This is a genomic window from Candidatus Pantoea soli, from assembly GCF_007833795.1.
In the GTDB taxonomy this organism is placed as follows: domain Bacteria; phylum Pseudomonadota; class Gammaproteobacteria; order Enterobacterales; family Enterobacteriaceae; genus Pantoea; species Pantoea soli.
Genome location: NZ_CP032702.1, coordinates 3,453,152 through 3,469,432 on the forward strand (window position 1 = coordinate 3,453,152; position 16,281 = coordinate 3,469,432).

Consider the following 16,281-nt stretch of genomic DNA (forward strand, 5'->3'; position numbering starts at 1 on the left):
CGCCGCACTATTCCGCCAGGCAGGCCCGGTGCGGGCCTGCCTGATGCCGCAGGACATCCGGCGGTAAAGCGGACATAACAGGTCAATCAGCTGTGCACGTGACCTGACGGCGCCAGACTGCTGGCATCCGGCAGCGGCAGCCACGCACGAATGCGTAATCCGCCGCGTTCGCTATCACCAATCTCCAGCGACCCTTCATGCGCATCAATAATCCGCTGCACAATCGCCAGGCCCAGCCCGGTGCCGCTGGTGCTGCGCGCGCTGTCGCCGCGTACAAACGGCTGGAACAGATGCTGCAGCTGATCCGGCTTGATACCCGGCCCGTCATCTTCCACCTGGAACCAGGCGCGGTTCAGCTCCCTGCCGCTGCTGACTTTAATCCAGCCATTGCCATAGCGCGCCGCGTTGACCACCAGATTGGCGACTGCGCGCTTAATCGACAGCGGATTGATATCAAGCATCAGCTCTTCATCCATCACCGCGTTGTCAATTTCACGTTCGTAGCCGCTCTCGGCCGCTACTACTTCGCCCAGCACGCTGTTGAGATCGGCGCGTTCCGTCTGCATCTCCTGGCCGGTGCGCAGATAATCGATGAACTGCTCAATGATGGCGTTGCACTCTTCGATATCTTTATTGATTGACTCCGCCAGGTAGCCATCTTCTTCGCCCATCATTTCCGTGGCGAGACGGATGCGCGTCAGCGGAGTACGCAGATCGTGGCTCACGCCCGCCATCAGCAGAGTGCGGTCATCAGCCAGCTGCTTCACCCCTGCCGCCATCTGGTTAAAGGCGCGCGTCACTGACCGCACTTCCGATGCGCCATATTCGCGCAGCGGTGGCGGAATGATGCCTTTACCTACCTGCAGCGCAGCGTGCTCCAGATCAACCAGCGGCCGGTTCTGAATGCGGATAAACAGCCACGCCCCGCCAATGGCCAGCAGCATAATCGCCAGCGTATAGCGGAACAGCGGAGAGAAGTCGCCCTGATGGATCTCCGTAAGCGGGACGCGTACCCAGATATCCGGGGACAGCCAAGTCTTCAGCCATACCACCGGCGAGTTTTTATTCACTTCCACCCGCACGTCGGTCGGCCCGCCCAGCTGCTGCGCCATCTGCTCGCTGAGGAATTCATAATGCTGCGCCCAGCGCAACCCGCTCTCTTCCGCCGCCGCGTTGGTGTACAGCGAAATGCCCAGTTCGCGATAAATCTCGCGCCGGAACGCCGGCGGTACTTCCAGCTGCGTGCCATCTTCCAGCTGCAGCCGGTCGGTCATCAGCATACGGACTTCATAGGCGAGGACTTTATTGAACTGCTGCAGGCTGGGAAGAATGGCGAAATTCAGCACCACCAGGTAGGTCGTTACCAGGCTGACAAACAGCAAGGTAACGATCAGAAGCAGGGTGCGGGCAAACGAACTGCGGGGAGAGAAGCGCAATCGCCTCATGCTTTGCTGCCGTCCGGAACGAACACGTAGCCAAGCCCCCAGACAGTCTGGATGTAGCGCGGATGAGCAGGGTCCTCTTCCACCATGCGGCGCAGACGCGAAATCTGGACGTCGATGGACCGCTCCATCGCGCTGTATTCACGGCCACGCGCCAGGTTCATCAGCTTATCGCGCGACAGCGGCTCACGCGGGTGGCTGACCAGCGCTTTCAGCACGGCAAACTCACCGCTGGTAAGCGGCATCGGCTCATCTTCACGGAACATTTCGCGGGTGCCGAGGTTAAGTTTGAATTTACCAAACGCAATGACCGCTTCTTCCTGCGAAGGCGCACCCGGCAGTTCATTTGCCTGACGACGCAGCACGGCGCGAATACGCGCCAGCAGTTCACGCGGGTTAAACGGTTTTGGAATGTAGTCATCGGCACCGATCTCCAGCCCGACGATGCGGTCCACTTCTTCGCCTTTGGCGGTGACCATAATGATTGGCATCGGATTGCTCTGGCTGCGCAGACGACGGCAGATAGAGAGACCATCTTCGCCCGGCAGCATCAGGTCCAGCACCATTAAGTGGAAGGATTCACGAGTCAGCAGACGATCCATCTGCTCGGCGTTGGCGACGCTGCGCACCTGAAAGCCCTGTTCGGTGAGATAGCGTTCGAGCAGTGCGCGCAGACGCATATCATCATCGACGACCAGAATTTTGTAGTTCTCTTGCATGTTCAACTCCCAAAGGCGCCATTGCCTGAGCCGATATTGTGTAAAAAAGATGCCCGTCTGTGACAGTCATTATTGGTTTATATTCTAGCCGAAATTGTTACAAAGCATATTAAACAGCAGCTTAACCTGAATTTCGACCCGCAGATGGGGCCTGGCTCGCGCTTTGTGACAGCCGTTAGCGCTTGTCTGAAAAATCAGCGTATTTTCTGTTTGCGGCTGGCTCAGGCGGTGTCACCGCCGCCCTGAGCGCCGCCTGGCACCGGCTGCGCAACTATCACCCAGCATTAAATATGAACAATCAACTCATACGCAGCACAAAATAATGCCGCTTTGCATTAAGTTGCGCATCCGCGCTCGGAACAATGCCCGGCGCGCCCTGAACCAGGCCATTTTAAAATAAAGCCTGATAAATCAGTTAATAAAGCTTACTTTCGCTTCGCCGGATGATCTCCGAAACTGCTCAGGTAGCGGCTTGAATAAGTTCATGTGGAGAAAGAAAAATGAAAAAAACCGTTATTCTGCTGGGCGCGCTGGTGCTTTCCAGTCTGACGCAGGTCCAGGCGGCCACGCCGGCAGGAGAAGCAGCAGGCGCACAGGCTTCAACAACAGCAAAAGGTAACTCAGATGCCATTGGCATCGGCGCAGTGGGCGCACTGCTCGGCGTGGCGCTCGCCACCATGGGCGGCGGCGATCACGGTGGCAGCAGCACATCAACCACCACCGCCACGACGCCCGGCAAGTAAGGTGTCTCTCAGGCGGCGCAGTCACCCTGTGCCGCCGTTTTTGCATGCCGGTTACGGCACATCCTTCACATAGTCGATACGGTTCACAAACCACATTTTCTGCCCTTCCGGCGTATTGACGATGACTTCGTCATCCACGGCTTTTTTGATCAGCGCGCGCGCCATCGGTGAATCAATCGAGATGTAGTCTTTGACCGTTTCGCCATAGATCTCATCCGGGCCGACAATGCGAAAGCGCTTCACTTCTCCCTGCTCGTTTTCCACCTCTACCCAGGCACCAAAAAAGACTTTCCCCTCCTGCTGCGGGGCGTAATCCACAATTTTCAGCTCGGCCAGGCACTTACGCAGATAGCGCACGCGGCGATCGATCTGGCGCAGCAGACGCTTATTGTAGGTGTAATCGGCGTTTTCGGAGCGGTCGCCGAGGCTGGCAGCCCAGGAGACAATGCGCGTGATTTCCGGACGCTTTTCGTTCCACAGATGGTCGTGCTCTGCACGCAGCTTGTTATAGCCTTCGCGGGTAATGAGTTGGGTTTTCATGGCGCTCACTTGTGATCATGGTGCTCGGTGCTGCACAGAGGCTACCATAAATGACGCTATGGCCGGAGTACGGCGACAGCGCTTTTTCCCGTGCCGGGCGTAAAGGGCGGATGGCGGAAGCCGCATTCAGAAAAAGACGGATTCCCCGCTCCCCGGCTGGCAATTTGCAGTCTCAATCCGTATAACTGTGCCCTGTTTCTCACCCTGTATAGCCGTAGATGATGATGAAAGATTCGCTGAGCCAGATTATTGCAAGTGAGCTGCAGGCGCGCCCTGAACAGGTTGATGCCGCCGTTCGCCTGCTGGATGAAGGGAATACCGTGCCGTTTATTGCACGTTACCGTAAGGAAGTGACCGGCGGGCTGGATGATACCCAGCTGCGTGCGCTGGAGAGCCGTCTTGGCTATCTGCGTGAGCTGGAGGAACGCCGCCAGTCGATTCTGAAATCCATTGAAGACCAGGGCAAGCTGACGCCGGAATTAGCCACTGCCATTCAGGGCACGCTGAATAAAACCGAGCTGGAAGACCTGTATCTGCCTTACAAACAGAAGCGCCGTACGCGCGGTCAGATTGCGATTGAAGCCGGGCTTGCCCCGCTGGCCGACACCCTGTGGCAGGATCCCTCACACGACCCGGAACAGCTGGCTGCAACCTATGTTGATGCGGACAAAGGTGTCGCCGATGTCCGCGCCGCGCTGGACGGCGCACGCTATATCCTGATGGAACGCTTCGCTGAAGACGCCGCGCTGCTGGCGAAAGTGCGTGATTATCTGTGGAAGAACGCGCATCTGGTGTCACGCGTGGTGGAAGGCAAAGAAGAAGAAGGCGCGAAATTCCGCGACTACTTCGATCACCATGAAGCACTGAGCAGCGTGCCGTCGCACCGCGCGCTGGCGATGTTCCGCGGCCGCAACGAAGGTGTGCTGCAGCTGTCGCTTAATGCCGATCCGCAACATGAAGAAGCGCCGCGCGAAAGCCATGGCGAAACGCTGATTGCCGACCACCTCGGTCTGCGCCTGAACAACGCACCGGCCGACAGCTGGCGCAAAGCGGTAGTGAGCTGGACCTGGCGCATCAAGGTGTTGCTGCACCTCGAAACCGAACTGATGGGCACCGTGCGCGAACGCGCCGAAGACGAAGCGATCAACGTCTTTGCCCGTAACCTGCACGACCTGCTGATGGCCGCTCCGGCCGGTATGCGGGCCACCATGGGGCTGGACCCCGGCCTGCGCACCGGTGTGAAAGTGGCCGTGGTTGATGCCACCGGCAAACTGGTCGCCACCGATACCATCTATCCGCACACCGGGCAGGCCGCCAAAGCGGCGAGCGCCGTGGCCGCGCTCTGCGTGAAACACCAGGTTGAGCTGGTGGCGATTGGGAACGGCACCGCCTCCCGCGAAACCGAACGCTTTTTCCTGGATGTGCAGAAACAGTTCCCGCAGATTAAAGCGCAGAAAGTGATTGTCAGCGAGGCGGGCGCATCGGTCTATTCTGCCTCCGAGCTGGCTGCCCAGGAGTTTCCGGATCTGGATGTTTCGCTGCGTGGCGCCGTCTCGATCGCCCGCCGCCTGCAGGATCCGCTGGCTGAACTGGTCAAAATTGATCCAAAATCCATCGGCGTTGGCCAGTATCAGCACGACGTCAGCCAGAGCCAGCTGGCGAAAAAGCTGGATGCCGTGGTGGAGGATTGCGTAAACGCCGTCGGCGTTGACCTCAACACCGCATCGGTTGCGCTGCTGACGCGCGTGGCTGGCCTGACACGCATGATGGCACAGAATATTGTCAGCTGGCGCGATGAAAACGGACGTTTCCAGAACCGCCAGCAGCTGCTGAAGGTGAGCCGTCTGGGGCCGAAAGCCTTTGAACAGTGCGCCGGCTTCCTGCGCATTAATCACGGCGATAACCCGCTGGATGCCTCCACGGTCCACCCGGAAGCCTATCCGCTGGTGGAGCGTATCCTCACTGCCACGGAACAGGCGCTGAGCGATCTGATGGGCAATCCCGGCAGCCTGCGCAACCTGAATGCGCGTGACTTCACTGACGAGCGCTTCGGCCTGCCGACGGTGACCGACATCATCAAAGAGCTGGAAAAACCAGGCCGCGACCCGCGTCCGGAGTTTAAAACGGCGCAGTTTGCCGAAGGCGTGGAAACCCTCAGCGATCTGCTGCCGGGTATGATTCTGGAAGGCGCGGTCACGAACGTCACCAACTTTGGTGCCTTTGTCGATATCGGCGTCCATCAGGACGGCCTGGTGCACATCTCATCGCTGTCTGACAAGTTCGTCGAAGACCCGCATCAGGTGGTGAAAGCCGGGGATATCGTGAAAGTCAAAGTGATGGAAGTGGATCTGCAGCGTAAGCGTATCGCGCTCACCATGCGTCTGGACGAGCAGCCCGGTGAGAGCAGCGCGCGCAGCGCAGGCGGCAACCGCGCGGCAGACAAAGCGGCACGGCCCGCTGGCGGTAAACCGCGCGGCAAACCCGCCAGCGCGGGCGTCGGCAACAGCGCCATGGGCGACGCGCTCGCCGCCGCGCTGGGTAAAAAACGCTAACGCAGCGTCATCAGTGCGCGGAGCCGCTCAGCGCTCCGCGCTTGCTGAGTTGATAAATTGTCCCTTCGGTCTAGGCTGAAAAAATAACCTTCCGCCTGGCCCAGCGATCTGATGGACAAAATCAACACGCTTCTCGACGAGATATACGACGGCAATTTCCCTGTTATCGCCCGGGAGCGCCTGCTTTCACACATTCGCGCCGCCCGCGACAGGGTCAAACTGCCGCGTAAAGCGCACTGGGATGAAAAAGATGTGGTGCTGATCAGCTACGCCGATCAGTTTCGTGAACCCGAGCAGCCCACGCTGGCCAGCTTCTCCCGCTTCTATCAGCAACATCTGCAGTCCACCTTCAATCTGGTGCACCTGCTGCCGTTTTTCCCCTACTCCTCGGATGACGGTTTCTCCGTCATTGATTACCACCAGGTGAACCCGATCTGCGGTGACTGGCAGCATATTGCCGCGCTGCACAGCGAAACCCGGCTGATGTTTGATTTTGTCTGTAACCACATGTCATCGCACAGCGCCTGGTTTCGTCACTTTCTAGCTCAGGATCCCGGCTGGGACGATTTTTTTATCAGCATGCCGCCGGCGACCGATCTCAGCGCGGTGACGCGCCCGCGTACCTCGCCGCTGCTGACGCCGTTTGAGATGGCGGATGGCGAAACGCGGTTTATCTGGACCACGTTCAGCGCCGATCAGATCGATCTCAACTTTGCCAATCCGGAAGTGCTGATCCGCATGGTGGGCGTGCTGCTGGACTACCTGAACAAAGGCGCAGACTACGTACGGCTGGATGCAGTGGGCTATATGTGGAAAACGCCCGGCACCTCCTGTATTCACCTGCCCAAAACCCACCAGCTGGTGAAGCTGTTTCGCGCTATTGCCAACGAAGTCGCACCGGGCACGGTGATCATCACGGAGACCAACGTGCCGCACAAAGACAACATCAGCTATTTCGGTAACGGCCACGACGAAGCGCAGATGGTGTATCAGTTCTCCCTGCCACCGCTGGTACTGCACGCCATTCATTCCGGTTCAGCGCGCGCGCTGCGTCAGTGGGCGGGCTCACTGGACCTCGGCAGCGGCGGCACCACCTTCTTCAATTTCCTGGCCTCACACGACGGCATCGGCCTTAATCCGGCACGGGGGATTTTATCGGAAGTGGAAATCGTGGCGCTGGTGCGCGAGCTGGCGCTGGAAGGGGCGCTGGTGTCATATAAAAACAACCCGGACGGCAGCACCAGCCCGTACGAAATCAACGTCACCTATCTGGACGCCCTCAACCATCAGAAGGATGACGATGACACCCGCCTGCGTCGCTTCCTGCTGGCACACGGCATCCTGCTGGCGTTCCCTGGCGTGCCCGCCATCTATATTCAAAGCATTCTGGGCTCGCGCAACGACAACGAAGGCGTGCGCGCGGCCGGACACAACCGCGCCATCAACCGGGAAAAATACAGCCTGCGCGAAATGGAGCGCTGGATTGGTGGTGAAAATCCGCTGCGTCAGCAGGTGTTTGAGCGCTTAAGCGCGCTGATCCAGCTGCGCACGCGTCAGCCCGCGTTTCATCCGGATAACCCGATGACGCTGCTGGAGAGCGAGAACGCCCTGCTGATGCTGCGTCGCCATCAGGCGGGCAAAGAGGATGGCCTGCTGTGCGTGTTTAATCTCAGCAGCCGGGATGTCACCACCCGGCTGCCGCAGGCGCGCCACTATCAGGATATTATCAGCGGGCAAAAAGTGGATGGCGGCCAGCCGCTGACGCTCGCCGCCTGGCAGTTTATGTGGCTGCGCGGATAAATGTCATCACCTGCTCGCAGAAGGCCTCAGGATGCGAAATAAACGGCGCGTGCGCCGCTTTCTCCATCACCACTGAAGGGGAATGCGGCCAGCGCGCATCCAGCATGGCGGCAATGCTGCGCGGAACCAATCCGTCAAGATAGCCATACAGGCGCAGGAAAGGCACTGTCAGGTGATCCAGCGCCGGGCGTAAATCCGCATGGCGCAGAATATCCAGCCCGCTTTCCAGTACCGCCACCGGCGGCATCGGCTGCGACAGCACAATGTCTTTCAGCTGGCGCGCATCCTGCCGGGCGCGTTCGGTTCCCATGGTCTGCAACGCCAGAAAACGCTCTACGGTGCGCTGAAAATCGGTGCTCAGCTGCTGCTGAAAGCCCGCCAGCGTCTCCGGACGAATGCCCGGCCACTCTTCGCTGGCCGTAAAACAGGGGGATGACGCCACGCTGATCAGCGCCGTGACGCGCTGCGGTGCAGTCAGCGCCAGCTGACTGGCCACCAGGCCGCCGAGCGACCAGCCCAGCAGCACTGCGCGTTCAGGCAGCTGTGGCAGCAGCTGCTGCGCCATATCGGCTAATGTCATTGGCCCACAGGCCTGGCTGCGGCCATAGCCCGGCAAATCCACCAGATGCAGGCGAAAATGCGGGCTGAGTCGCGGAACAATGTCCTGCCACACTTCGGCATTCAGTCCCCAGCCGTGCAGCAGCACAAGATCGCAATCGCCCTCGCCTGTGGTGCGCCAGTAAAGCGAACTCATCGGTTACACTCCGGAAAAAGGAAAAGGAGGTCGCTATGCTAGCAATCCCGGCACTGTGTTGGCTATGCCGCCTGCCGCTGCATCTGGCACATCATGGCCTGTGCAGCAGCTGCCTGCGTCAGCTGCCGGCGTTACCGTCGCTCTGTCCCTGCTGCGGTTTACCTGGCAGCAGTGCGCATCTGTGCGGCCGCTGTCTGCGTCGCCCGCCGCCGTGGCAGGGGCTGATTTGCGTCAGCGATTACGTTCCGCCGCTCAGTCACTGGGTGCAGCAGCTGAAATTCTCACGGGTAATCGCACTCAGGGTGATGCTGGCGCGGCTGCTTTTGTTAAAATTATTAACAAAGCGCCGCTGCGCGCAGCTGCCGCGTATCGATCTGGTGCTCAGCGTGCCGCTGCATCGCCGGCGTGCCTGGCAGCGCGGTTTCAATCAGGCGGCCCTGCTGGCAAAACCGCTGGCACACTGGCTGGGCTGCGAGTACCGCGAGGGTATAAAGCGGATACGCCACGTTGCCGCCCAGCACCGGCTCAGCGCCCGGGCGCGGAAAAACAACCTGCGCGGCGCCTTTCGCCTTGAAATGCCGGTCAGCGGACGGCATATCCTGCTGATAGATGATGTGGTCACCACCGGCAATACGGTGGCGGAAATCAGCCGTATGCTGCTGGCGCAGGGCGCGGCCAGCGTACACATAGGTTGCCTGTGCCGTACCTTGTAGAGGGTCGGCGTTGGGCGTATTATAACCAGGTATTTTAGTCAACTATTGAGCAATCGCCATGATCCGTATTACTGATGCTGCGCAAGAGCACTTCGCAAAACTGCTGTCAAAACAGGAAGATGGCACCCAGATTCGCGTATTTGTTATTAATCCAGGTACGCCCACCGCCGAATGCGGCGTCTCTTACTGCCCGCCTGATGCGGTCGAGGCCACGGACACAGAACTCAAGTTTGAGAAGCTGTCAGCGTACGTGGATGAGCTGAGCGCGCCGTATCTGGAAGATGCAGAAATCGACTTCGTGACCGATAACCTGGGTTCCCAGCTGACGCTTAAAGCGCCGAACGCCAAAATGCGCAAAGTGTCAGACGATGCGCCGATGGCAGAACGGGTGGAATACCTGCTGCAGTCGCAGATCAACCCGCAGCTGGCCAGCCACGGCGGCCGCGTATCGCTGATGGAAATCACTGACGACGGCTACGCCATTCTGCAGTTTGGCGGCGGCTGTAACGGCTGTTCGATGATTGATGTCACGCTGAAAGACGGCATTGAGAAAGAGCTGCTGGCCGCTTTCCCGGAACTGAAAGGCGTGCGCGACCTGACCGAGCACCAGCGCGGCGAACACTCCTACTACTGACAGCGGTGTGCGGCAGCCTTCCGGCTGCCGCCTGCTTCAGCGCCCCTGACGCCCTTCGTTCACCACCTTCAGCAGTGCCTGCACTTTCTTATAGGTAAACATCTTCTCCAGCGGAACGCGGATTTTGCGTCGCCAGTTAGGATACTCATCCACCGTGCCCGGCACGTTTACCGGCTTTTCCATCCCCAGCCAGTCTTCCGGCTGCAGCCCCAGCAGTGCGCTGCCGGTGCTGGCCAGAAAGTGGTGAATGGCCTGACTGATGGCGGGCGTCATTGCCTGATCGGCGCTGACTGCACGCAGTGAGCGGCCGGAACCGGCCTGTTTCATCGCCTCGAGCAGCGCTGCCCTTTCGCGCGCGCGCTGTTTACGCGCCGCATTCAGCATGCTGCGTTTATCAAACTGCCCCAGCTGCTGGCGCAGCGCCAGATCGTCCTCATTCCAGAACGCGGTCATCGTGGGCAAATCATGGGTACTGGCGCTGGCGATCGACTGGTGCGGATAGGCTTCCGGCAGACGATAGCGATTATCCTGCTGCTCAAAGAACAGCACTTTCCATGAAAAGATGCCGTGATCGCGCAGCAGGCCGACAATCTCCTGCGGCACCGTTCCCAGATCTTCGCCAATCACCATGCAGCGCTGACGCTGACTCTCCAGCGCGAGAATGGCCAGCAGATCGTGCACCGGATAAGAGACGTACGCCCCTTTGTCCGCGCCTTCGCCGTAAGGGATCCACCACAGACGCAGCAGTGACATCACATGGTCAATGCGCAGCGCACCGCAGTCCCGCATGTTGGCGCGCAGCAAATCGATAAACGGCTGGTAGCCACGCTCGCGCATAACGTGCGGGTCAAGCGGCGGCAGCCCCCAGTTCTGGCCAAGCGGGCCAAGCGGGTCCGGCGGCGCACCTACCGACGCCTTTAGCTTATACAGCTGTGGGTCCTGCCAGGTTTCCGCGCTGTGCTGCGCCACGCCTACCGCCAGATCGCGATACAGCCCGACCGCCATCCCCAGCTGCTGGCTGCGCTGCCAGCAGGCGGAAAACTGCTGCTGCGCCAGCCACTGCAGCCAGCTCCAGAACTGAATCTCCGCTTCGTGCTGCGCGCACCACTGCTGTACCTCAGGCTGATGGGCATTGCGCCAGCCTTCCGGCCACTTTTCCCAGCCCCACTCATCGCTACGCTGCTGGCTGCGCTCAGCGAGAATGGCATCGAAAGCGGCCTGGTAACGCAGGTGTTCACCGCCCTCTGCCAGAAACTGCTGAAACGCCGGCGTCTTCTCTGCCGCAGGCTGGAACGCCTGCCAGGCGAAACGCAGCGCGGTCAGTTTCAATTCGGCCACCGCAGGGTAATCTACCCAGTCACTGGCACGCGCCTGCTTCAGCGCCCGGCGTACCGGCGCGCTTTGCCACCAGCTCTGGCCGGCTTCACTCTGCTGAAAGGCCGCCACCTGGCTGACATCGATATACAGCACGTTGAGCCAGCGACGTGAGGATGGACTGTACGGACTGGTATGCCACGGCTGCGCCGGATAAAGGGCATGCAGCGGGTTCAGGCCGACAAAATCCCCCCCCTGAGCGGCCACATGCTCCACCATTTGCAGCAGATCGCCGAAATCGCCTATACCCCAGTTGTGCTGCGAACGCAGGGTATAAAGCTGCACCAGCGCGCCCCAGCGCTTCTCCTTCTCCAGCTGCGGCGGCAGATAGCAGCGGGCCGGTGCCACAATGACGCGCGTCTGCCAGCGCTGCTGCCCTTTATGCAGTGCCAGCTGATGATAGCCCTCTGCCAGGCCAGCCGGCAGCGCGATGGGTTCACCGCATTTCACGCTGCCGCTGAAGGACTCGCCCTGCTCCGTCTCCAGCGTCCAGCGATAGCTGCCACTGCCCTGCGGCACCAGCGGCGGCGCGTCTTCGCCGCGCAGCACCTGCACCGGCGGCAGCGGCGGTGCTTTGCCTGCCGGAGTGTCCATGATCGCCAGCAGTGCGCGCTTGGTCTCATCACTGATGGATTCGGATACGCCCTTGTTGCTGAGGAAGCTGAGCGCGATGCCCGCCTCCTGTGCTGCCTGATCCAGTTTATTTACGGCCATGAAATCTCCCTTCGTCATGCAAACAATTAGCGTGCGGCCTGCCAGATACGCTGCTGATAATCACGCACCGCGCGGTCGGCGCTGAAGCGCCCGGTGTGCGCCGTATTCAGAATCGCGGCTTTGGTCCAGGCTTCCTGATCGCGCCACAGCGCTTCCACGCGCTGCTGTGCGGCAAGGTAAGCCTCAAAATCTGCCAGCACCAGCCAGGGATCGCCCTGTTTGGTCAGGCTGTCGAGCAGGGGTTCAAACGCGTGTTTATCGCCGCCGCTGAAAACGCCCTTTTCCAGCTCTTTCAGCAGGCTATCCAGATAGCGGTTGTGTTTACGCAACTTCTTCGGACTGTAACCGCCCGCCTTCAGCGCTTTGACTTCATCCACGCAGTGACCAAAGATAAAAATATTTTTCTCACCGACGGCTTCGGCAATTTCCACGTTAGCCCCATCCCGCGTGCCGATGGTAAGGGCGCCGTTCAGCGCCAGTTTCATATTGCCGGTGCCGGACGCCTCATACCCGGCAGTGGAGATTTGCTCGGAGAGATCGGCCGCCGGGATCAGCAGTTCAGCGGCGGTGATGCGATAGTCCGGGATAAAGACCACCTTCAGGCGATCGCCCACGCGCGGATCGTTGTTGATCACCTCCGCCACTTTATTGATGGCATAGATAATGTTTTTTGCCAGGTAATAGCCCGGCGCCGCTTTTGCGCCAAACAGAAAAACGCGCGGCACACTGTCAGGGTTGTCAGGATTATCCCGCAGCTGGCGATAGCAGTGCAGGATGTGCAGCAGGCTGAGGTGCTGGCGTTTGTACTCATGCAGCCGCTTGATCTGCACATCGAACAACGCTTCCGGATTGATCGCTATGCCGGTAACGCTTTTGACGTAAAGCGTCAGGCGCAGCTTGTTTTGCTGCTTGATAGTGCGAAACTGCTGCCGGAACGCCTTTTTACCGGCCCAGGGCGCAAGCCACGCCAGCACATCCAGATCGTTCGTCCACTCGGCCTGCAGCGTTTCGTCAAGCAGCGCCGCCAGGCGCGGGTTGCACTGCCGAAGCCAGCGGCGCGGCGTGATACCGTTGGTGACGTTGTGGAATTTTTCCGGCCACAACCGGTAGTACGCCGGAAACAGATCGTTTATCACCAGCGCCGAATGCAGCGCAGCCACGCCGTTAACCGCAAAGCAGCTCACGACGCAGAGGTTTGCCATGCGCACCTCGCCCGCCGCGACCACCGCCAGCTTGTGCCACAGGGCGCTGTCGTCCGGCCACTGTTTTTTCACCTGCTTTTTCAGGCGGCGATTAATCTCTTTGATAATCTGCATGTGACGCGGCAGTAAGTCGCGCACCAGCCGCGCCTCCCAGCGCTCCAGCGCCTCCGGCATCAGCGTGTGATTGGTATAGGCAAAGGTCCGGTGGGTAATGTGCCAGGCCTCCTCCCACGTCAGCTGATGTTCATCCAGCAGCAGACGCAGCATCTCCGGGATGGCGATGGCCGGATGCGTGTCATTAAGCTGAATGACTTCATAATCCGGCAGCGTATGCAGCGGACGTCCGGCCTGCAGATGCCGGCGCAGAATATCGCCCACCGCGCAGGCACACTGAAAATATTGCTGGGTCAGCCGCAGGCGCTTGCCTGCCGGATGGTTATCGTTGGGATAGAGCACCTTTGTCAGCTTATCCGCCTCAATGCCCGCCTGCTCCGCCTGCAGGAACTGACCGTCGTTAAACAGCGTCAGATCAAAGGGCTGCGCGCTGACCGCTTTCCACAGGCGCAGCGGCAGCGTTATGCCGTTGCGATAGCCCACCACGGGCAGGTCCCAGGCTTCGCCGGTGAGCTGATGACGCGCTTTCCAGTAAACCCGCCCGCTATCATCCTGTTTCACTTTGCCGCCGATGCCCACCTGCACATCCAGCGCCGCGTTATGCCGGAACCAGGGATAGCGATCGCGCCCCCAGTTGTCGGCAGCCTCGTGCTGCTGCCCGTCGGCAAACGTCTGCCGGAACAGGCCATATTGATAATTCAGCCCGTGCCCCATCCCCGCCTGGCCGACTGTCGCCATCGCGTCGAGGTAGCACGCCGCCAGGCGTCCTAATCCGCCATTGCCCAGCGCCGGGTCCGTCTCCTCTTCCAGCAGCTCACTGAGAGCGATCTGATACTCCGCCAGCGCGGCGTTTACCTCGTCATACCAGCCAAGGTTAAGCAATGTGTTGCCGGTAAGGCGGCCGGTGAGAAACTCCATCGAGAGGTAATTTACATGGCGCTGACCGCTTTTGACCGGCGCAGGCGGCTGGGTGGCCAGCATTTCCGCCAGTACGCTGCTCAGCGCCTGCCACCACTGATGTGGCGTCATCTGCCGGGCAGAAGTGTAACCCAGCTGCTGCCACTGGCGAATCAGCGCAGCGTCGAAACGTGTTTTACTGAATTTTTGCGGCGACATAGCAATCCTTTTGGATCCGTTAACGGTAAGACCGGCAAGCGCAAAAAGCTGAATGGATAAGTAAAGCTGCGGGCGTCGAAAAAAGCGACAGGGAAATTGCGCGGCAGGAAAAATAGTGCCGGAGAGAGAACGGTACGGGTTGGCTGCGGGTGGGGCAACTGCGGCTGGCGGTGTCAGCCGGGCCGCACCAGGGTGCGCCCGGCGAGAGCGGACAGGTTAAAGGCGGGAGATCAGCACAGTTCGAGGTGCACTTCGTGCTGCTCAATCACCTTCAGCACGCTGGCTGGCGGGGTCTGATCGGTATAGAGATAGTCAATCAGGCTCATATTGCCGAGGTTCACCATGGCGTTGCGGCCAAATTTGGAGTGATCCACCACCAGCATGACGCAGCGCGAGTTCTCAATGATCGCGCGCTTGGTGCGTACCTCGTGATAATCAAACTCCAGCAGCGAGCCGTCCATATCAATGCCGCTGATGCCAAGAATGCCGTAATCGAGGCGGAACTGAGAGATGAAATCCAGCGTTGCTTCTCCCATGATGCCGCCATCGCGCGTGCGCACTTCCCCACCGGCAATGATGACGCGGAAATCGGGCTTGCCCATCAGCAAAATTGCCACGTTGAGGTTATTGGTGACAATCCGCAGGTTGTTATGGTTAAGCAACGCATGTGCCACGGCTTCCGGCGTGGTGCCGATATCAATAAACAGCGTGGCGCCGTCGGGGATCTGGCTGGCCACGCGCGTGGCAATGCGCGCTTTCTCCGCTGACCACATCATTTTGCGATCCTGCCAGGCGGTATTCTCCGAACTGGACGGCAGGGCCGCGCCGCCATGATGCCGCTGAATTTTGTTCTGATCGGCGAGATCGTTGAGATCGCGCCGGATGGTCTGCGGGCTGACCTCAAAGTGATCCACCAGCTCTTCCGTGCTGACATATCCCTGACGCCGGACCAGATCGATAATGGCGTCATGACGTTGCGTCTGCTTCACATCTCTCTCCTCGGCTCACCGCCGTGTTCTTTTTTCTTCCTGCTACCTGCGATGCGCGTTTTTGCGCGTATCAACAAATGCCATCGCCAGGCCGACCAGTAAACCGGTCACGTGCGCGGCATTGGCAATAGACAGACCAAATGCGCCGTACCAGCCAATCACCAGCCAGACAACGGCAAAGCCAATCAGGCCGCGCTCAAGATAAATGCCGCTGTCGGGGTCGCGCTCACCGCGCAGCCAGCAGTAGCCCATCAGCGCATAGACCACGCCGGAGAGACCACCAAACAGGACGCCGCTGAACTTCGCCTGCATCCAGCCGCTCAGCAGCGCGGAAATCAGCATGATAACAAACAGCTTGCCGCTGCCGAGGCGCTTTTCCACCGCGCCGCCGAGATACCACCACCACATCAGATTAAACAGGATGTGCAGCAGCGAAAAGTGCAGCAGCGCGTGGCTGAACCAGCGCCACACCTGAAAATATTGCGACGCGTCTGCCGGCCACGCCAGCCAGTCCAGCGCCACCTCATCGCCCACAATCTGCATCAGAATGAACACCGCCACGCAGATCACCATTATCGCCAGCGTGAGCGGTCCTGCGCGTTCACGAATGTTCGCCAGCAGATGGCTGCGTTCATAGCGCAGATTGCTGTCCGTGCGTCCGCTGGTCCAGCTGGCGGCCTGATAGCGCGGATGGTCAGGATTGCGTACGAACTGCGCGAGTTCGTTTTCGACCATCGCCAGCTGACTTTCATCCTCCAGCATAATCACATAGTGGCTTTCGCGCTCAATGTGCAGCCTGACACCGCGCGTGGCCATGTAATCCACAAACGCCTGCGCCATACGCGGATGGCTGAACTGGGTAATGCGCATCATGC

The 16,281-nt window shown here is 59.7% G+C and carries 13 protein-coding genes; 5 read left to right on the forward strand and 8 right to left on the reverse strand.

All coding sequences use genetic code 11. The features are described from left to right. Positions 1-86: 86 nt before the first annotated feature. Together envZ and ompR are read right to left on the reverse strand one after the other, a co-directional pair. Positions 87-1,445 carry a two-component system sensor histidine kinase EnvZ gene (envZ, locus tag D8B20_RS16060; protein ID WP_145889837.1) on the reverse strand — a complete coding sequence of 453 codons (1,359 nt, stop codon included), beginning with the start codon at positions 1,443-1,445 and terminating at the stop codon, positions 87-89. Next, positions 1,442-2,161, reverse strand: coding sequence for an osmolarity response regulator transcription factor OmpR (gene ompR, locus D8B20_RS16065; protein WP_001157751.1), 720 nt, complete (start codon positions 2,159-2,161; stop codon positions 1,442-1,444). The genes envZ and ompR overlap by 4 nt, the downstream gene beginning before the upstream one ends. A 500-nt stretch (positions 2,162-2,661) precedes the next feature. Here ompR and yjbE point away from each other — a divergent pair, with 500 nt between their 5' ends. Continuing rightward, a complete protein-coding gene (gene yjbE / locus D8B20_RS16070; RefSeq protein ID WP_145889838.1) occupies positions 2,662-2,904 on the forward strand; it encodes an exopolysaccharide production protein YjbE in 243 nt (80 codons plus the stop codon). A 51-nt stretch (positions 2,905-2,955) separates the two neighbouring features. On the opposite strand, the gene greB is transcribed toward yjbE, so the two are convergent. Next, positions 2,956-3,444, reverse strand: a complete 489-nt coding sequence (gene greB / locus D8B20_RS16075) for a transcription elongation factor GreB (protein WP_145889840.1) — start codon at positions 3,442-3,444, stop codon at positions 2,956-2,958. A 224-nt stretch (positions 3,445-3,668) separates the two neighbouring features. Between greB and D8B20_RS16080 the strand changes: the two genes are divergently transcribed. After that, positions 3,669-5,996 (forward strand): Tex family protein, encoded by a 2,328-nt coding sequence (locus tag D8B20_RS16080; protein WP_145890628.1) that lies wholly within the window; start codon positions 3,669-3,671, stop codon positions 5,994-5,996. 111 nt (positions 5,997-6,107) lie between these two features. Further along, a complete protein-coding gene (locus D8B20_RS16085; protein WP_145889842.1) occupies positions 6,108-7,796 on the forward strand; it encodes an alpha-amylase family glycosyl hydrolase in 1,689 nt (562 codons plus the stop codon). Here D8B20_RS16085 and bioH read toward each other — a convergent pair. Continuing rightward, on the reverse strand, positions 7,777-8,550 hold the full coding sequence (gene bioH / locus D8B20_RS16090) for a pimeloyl-ACP methyl ester esterase BioH (protein ID WP_145889844.1): 774 nt from the start codon (positions 8,548-8,550) through the stop codon (positions 7,777-7,779). The genes D8B20_RS16085 and bioH overlap by 20 nt on opposite strands. A 35-nt stretch (positions 8,551-8,585) precedes the next feature. Here bioH and gntX point away from each other — a divergent pair, with 35 nt between their 5' ends. Beyond that, on the forward strand, positions 8,586-9,263 hold the full coding sequence (gene gntX, locus D8B20_RS16095; protein ID WP_145889846.1) for a DNA utilization protein GntX: 678 nt from the start codon (positions 8,586-8,588) through the stop codon (positions 9,261-9,263). A gap of 58 nt (positions 9,264-9,321) precedes the next feature. After that, complete coding sequence (gene nfuA, locus D8B20_RS16100) at positions 9,322-9,897, forward strand: Fe-S biogenesis protein NfuA (protein ID WP_145889848.1); 576 nt, start codon at positions 9,322-9,324, stop codon at positions 9,895-9,897. A 36-nt stretch (positions 9,898-9,933) separates the two neighbouring features. Here the strand turns inward: nfuA and malQ are convergent, their stop codons facing one another. The 4 genes from malQ to glpG all read right to left on the reverse strand — a co-directional run bounded on the left by malQ (position 9,934) and on the right by glpG (position 16,276). Next, the gene (gene malQ / locus D8B20_RS16105; protein ID WP_145889850.1) at positions 9,934-11,985 is read right to left on the reverse strand and encodes a 4-alpha-glucanotransferase; all 2,052 of its coding nucleotides are present in this window, start codon (positions 11,983-11,985) and stop codon (positions 9,934-9,936) included. A gap of 26 nt (positions 11,986-12,011) precedes the next feature. Next, a complete protein-coding gene (malP, locus tag D8B20_RS16110; RefSeq protein WP_145889851.1) occupies positions 12,012-14,417 on the reverse strand; it encodes a maltodextrin phosphorylase in 2,406 nt (801 codons plus the stop codon). Between the two features lie 230 nt (positions 14,418-14,647). After that, positions 14,648-15,406 carry a DeoR/GlpR family transcriptional regulator gene (locus D8B20_RS16115; RefSeq protein WP_145889853.1) on the reverse strand — a complete coding sequence of 253 codons (759 nt, stop codon included), beginning with the start codon at positions 15,404-15,406 and terminating at the stop codon, positions 14,648-14,650. 42 nt (positions 15,407-15,448) lie between these two features. After that, positions 15,449-16,276 carry a rhomboid family intramembrane serine protease GlpG gene (gene glpG / locus D8B20_RS16120; RefSeq protein WP_145890630.1) on the reverse strand — a complete coding sequence of 276 codons (828 nt, stop codon included), beginning with the start codon at positions 16,274-16,276 and terminating at the stop codon, positions 15,449-15,451. Between the last annotated feature and the right edge of the window lie 5 nt (positions 16,277-16,281).

Excerpts from the sequence above, each read along its gene's own strand:
- envZ (WP_145889837.1), bottom strand. The coding sequence starts at position 1,445 with ATGAGGCGATTGCGCTTCTCTCCCCGCAGTTCGTTTGCCCGCACCCTG.
- ompR (WP_001157751.1), bottom strand. The coding sequence starts at position 2,161 with ATGCAAGAGAACTACAAAATTCTGGTCGTCGATGATGATATGCGTCTG.
- yjbE (WP_145889838.1), top strand. The coding sequence starts at position 2,662 with ATGAAAAAAACCGTTATTCTGCTGGGCGCGCTGGTGCTTTCCAGTCTG.
- greB (WP_145889840.1), bottom strand. The coding sequence starts at position 3,444 with ATGAAAACCCAACTCATTACCCGCGAAGGCTATAACAAGCTGCGTGCA.
- D8B20_RS16080 (WP_145890628.1), top strand. The coding sequence starts at position 3,669 with ATGAAAGATTCGCTGAGCCAGATTATTGCAAGTGAGCTGCAGGCGCGC.
- D8B20_RS16085 (WP_145889842.1), top strand. The coding sequence starts at position 6,108 with ATGGACAAAATCAACACGCTTCTCGACGAGATATACGACGGCAATTTC.
- bioH (WP_145889844.1), bottom strand. The coding sequence starts at position 8,550 with ATGAGTTCGCTTTACTGGCGCACCACAGGCGAGGGCGATTGCGATCTT.
- gntX (WP_145889846.1), top strand. The coding sequence starts at position 8,586 with ATGCTAGCAATCCCGGCACTGTGTTGGCTATGCCGCCTGCCGCTGCAT.
- nfuA (WP_145889848.1), top strand. The coding sequence starts at position 9,322 with ATGATCCGTATTACTGATGCTGCGCAAGAGCACTTCGCAAAACTGCTG.
- malQ (WP_145889850.1), bottom strand. The coding sequence starts at position 11,985 with ATGGCCGTAAATAAACTGGATCAGGCAGCACAGGAGGCGGGCATCGCG.
- malP (WP_145889851.1), bottom strand. The coding sequence starts at position 14,417 with ATGTCGCCGCAAAAATTCAGTAAAACACGTTTCGACGCTGCGCTGATT.
- glpG (WP_145890630.1), bottom strand. The coding sequence starts at position 16,276 with ATGCGCATTACCCAGTTCAGCCATCCGCGTATGGCGCAGGCGTTTGTG.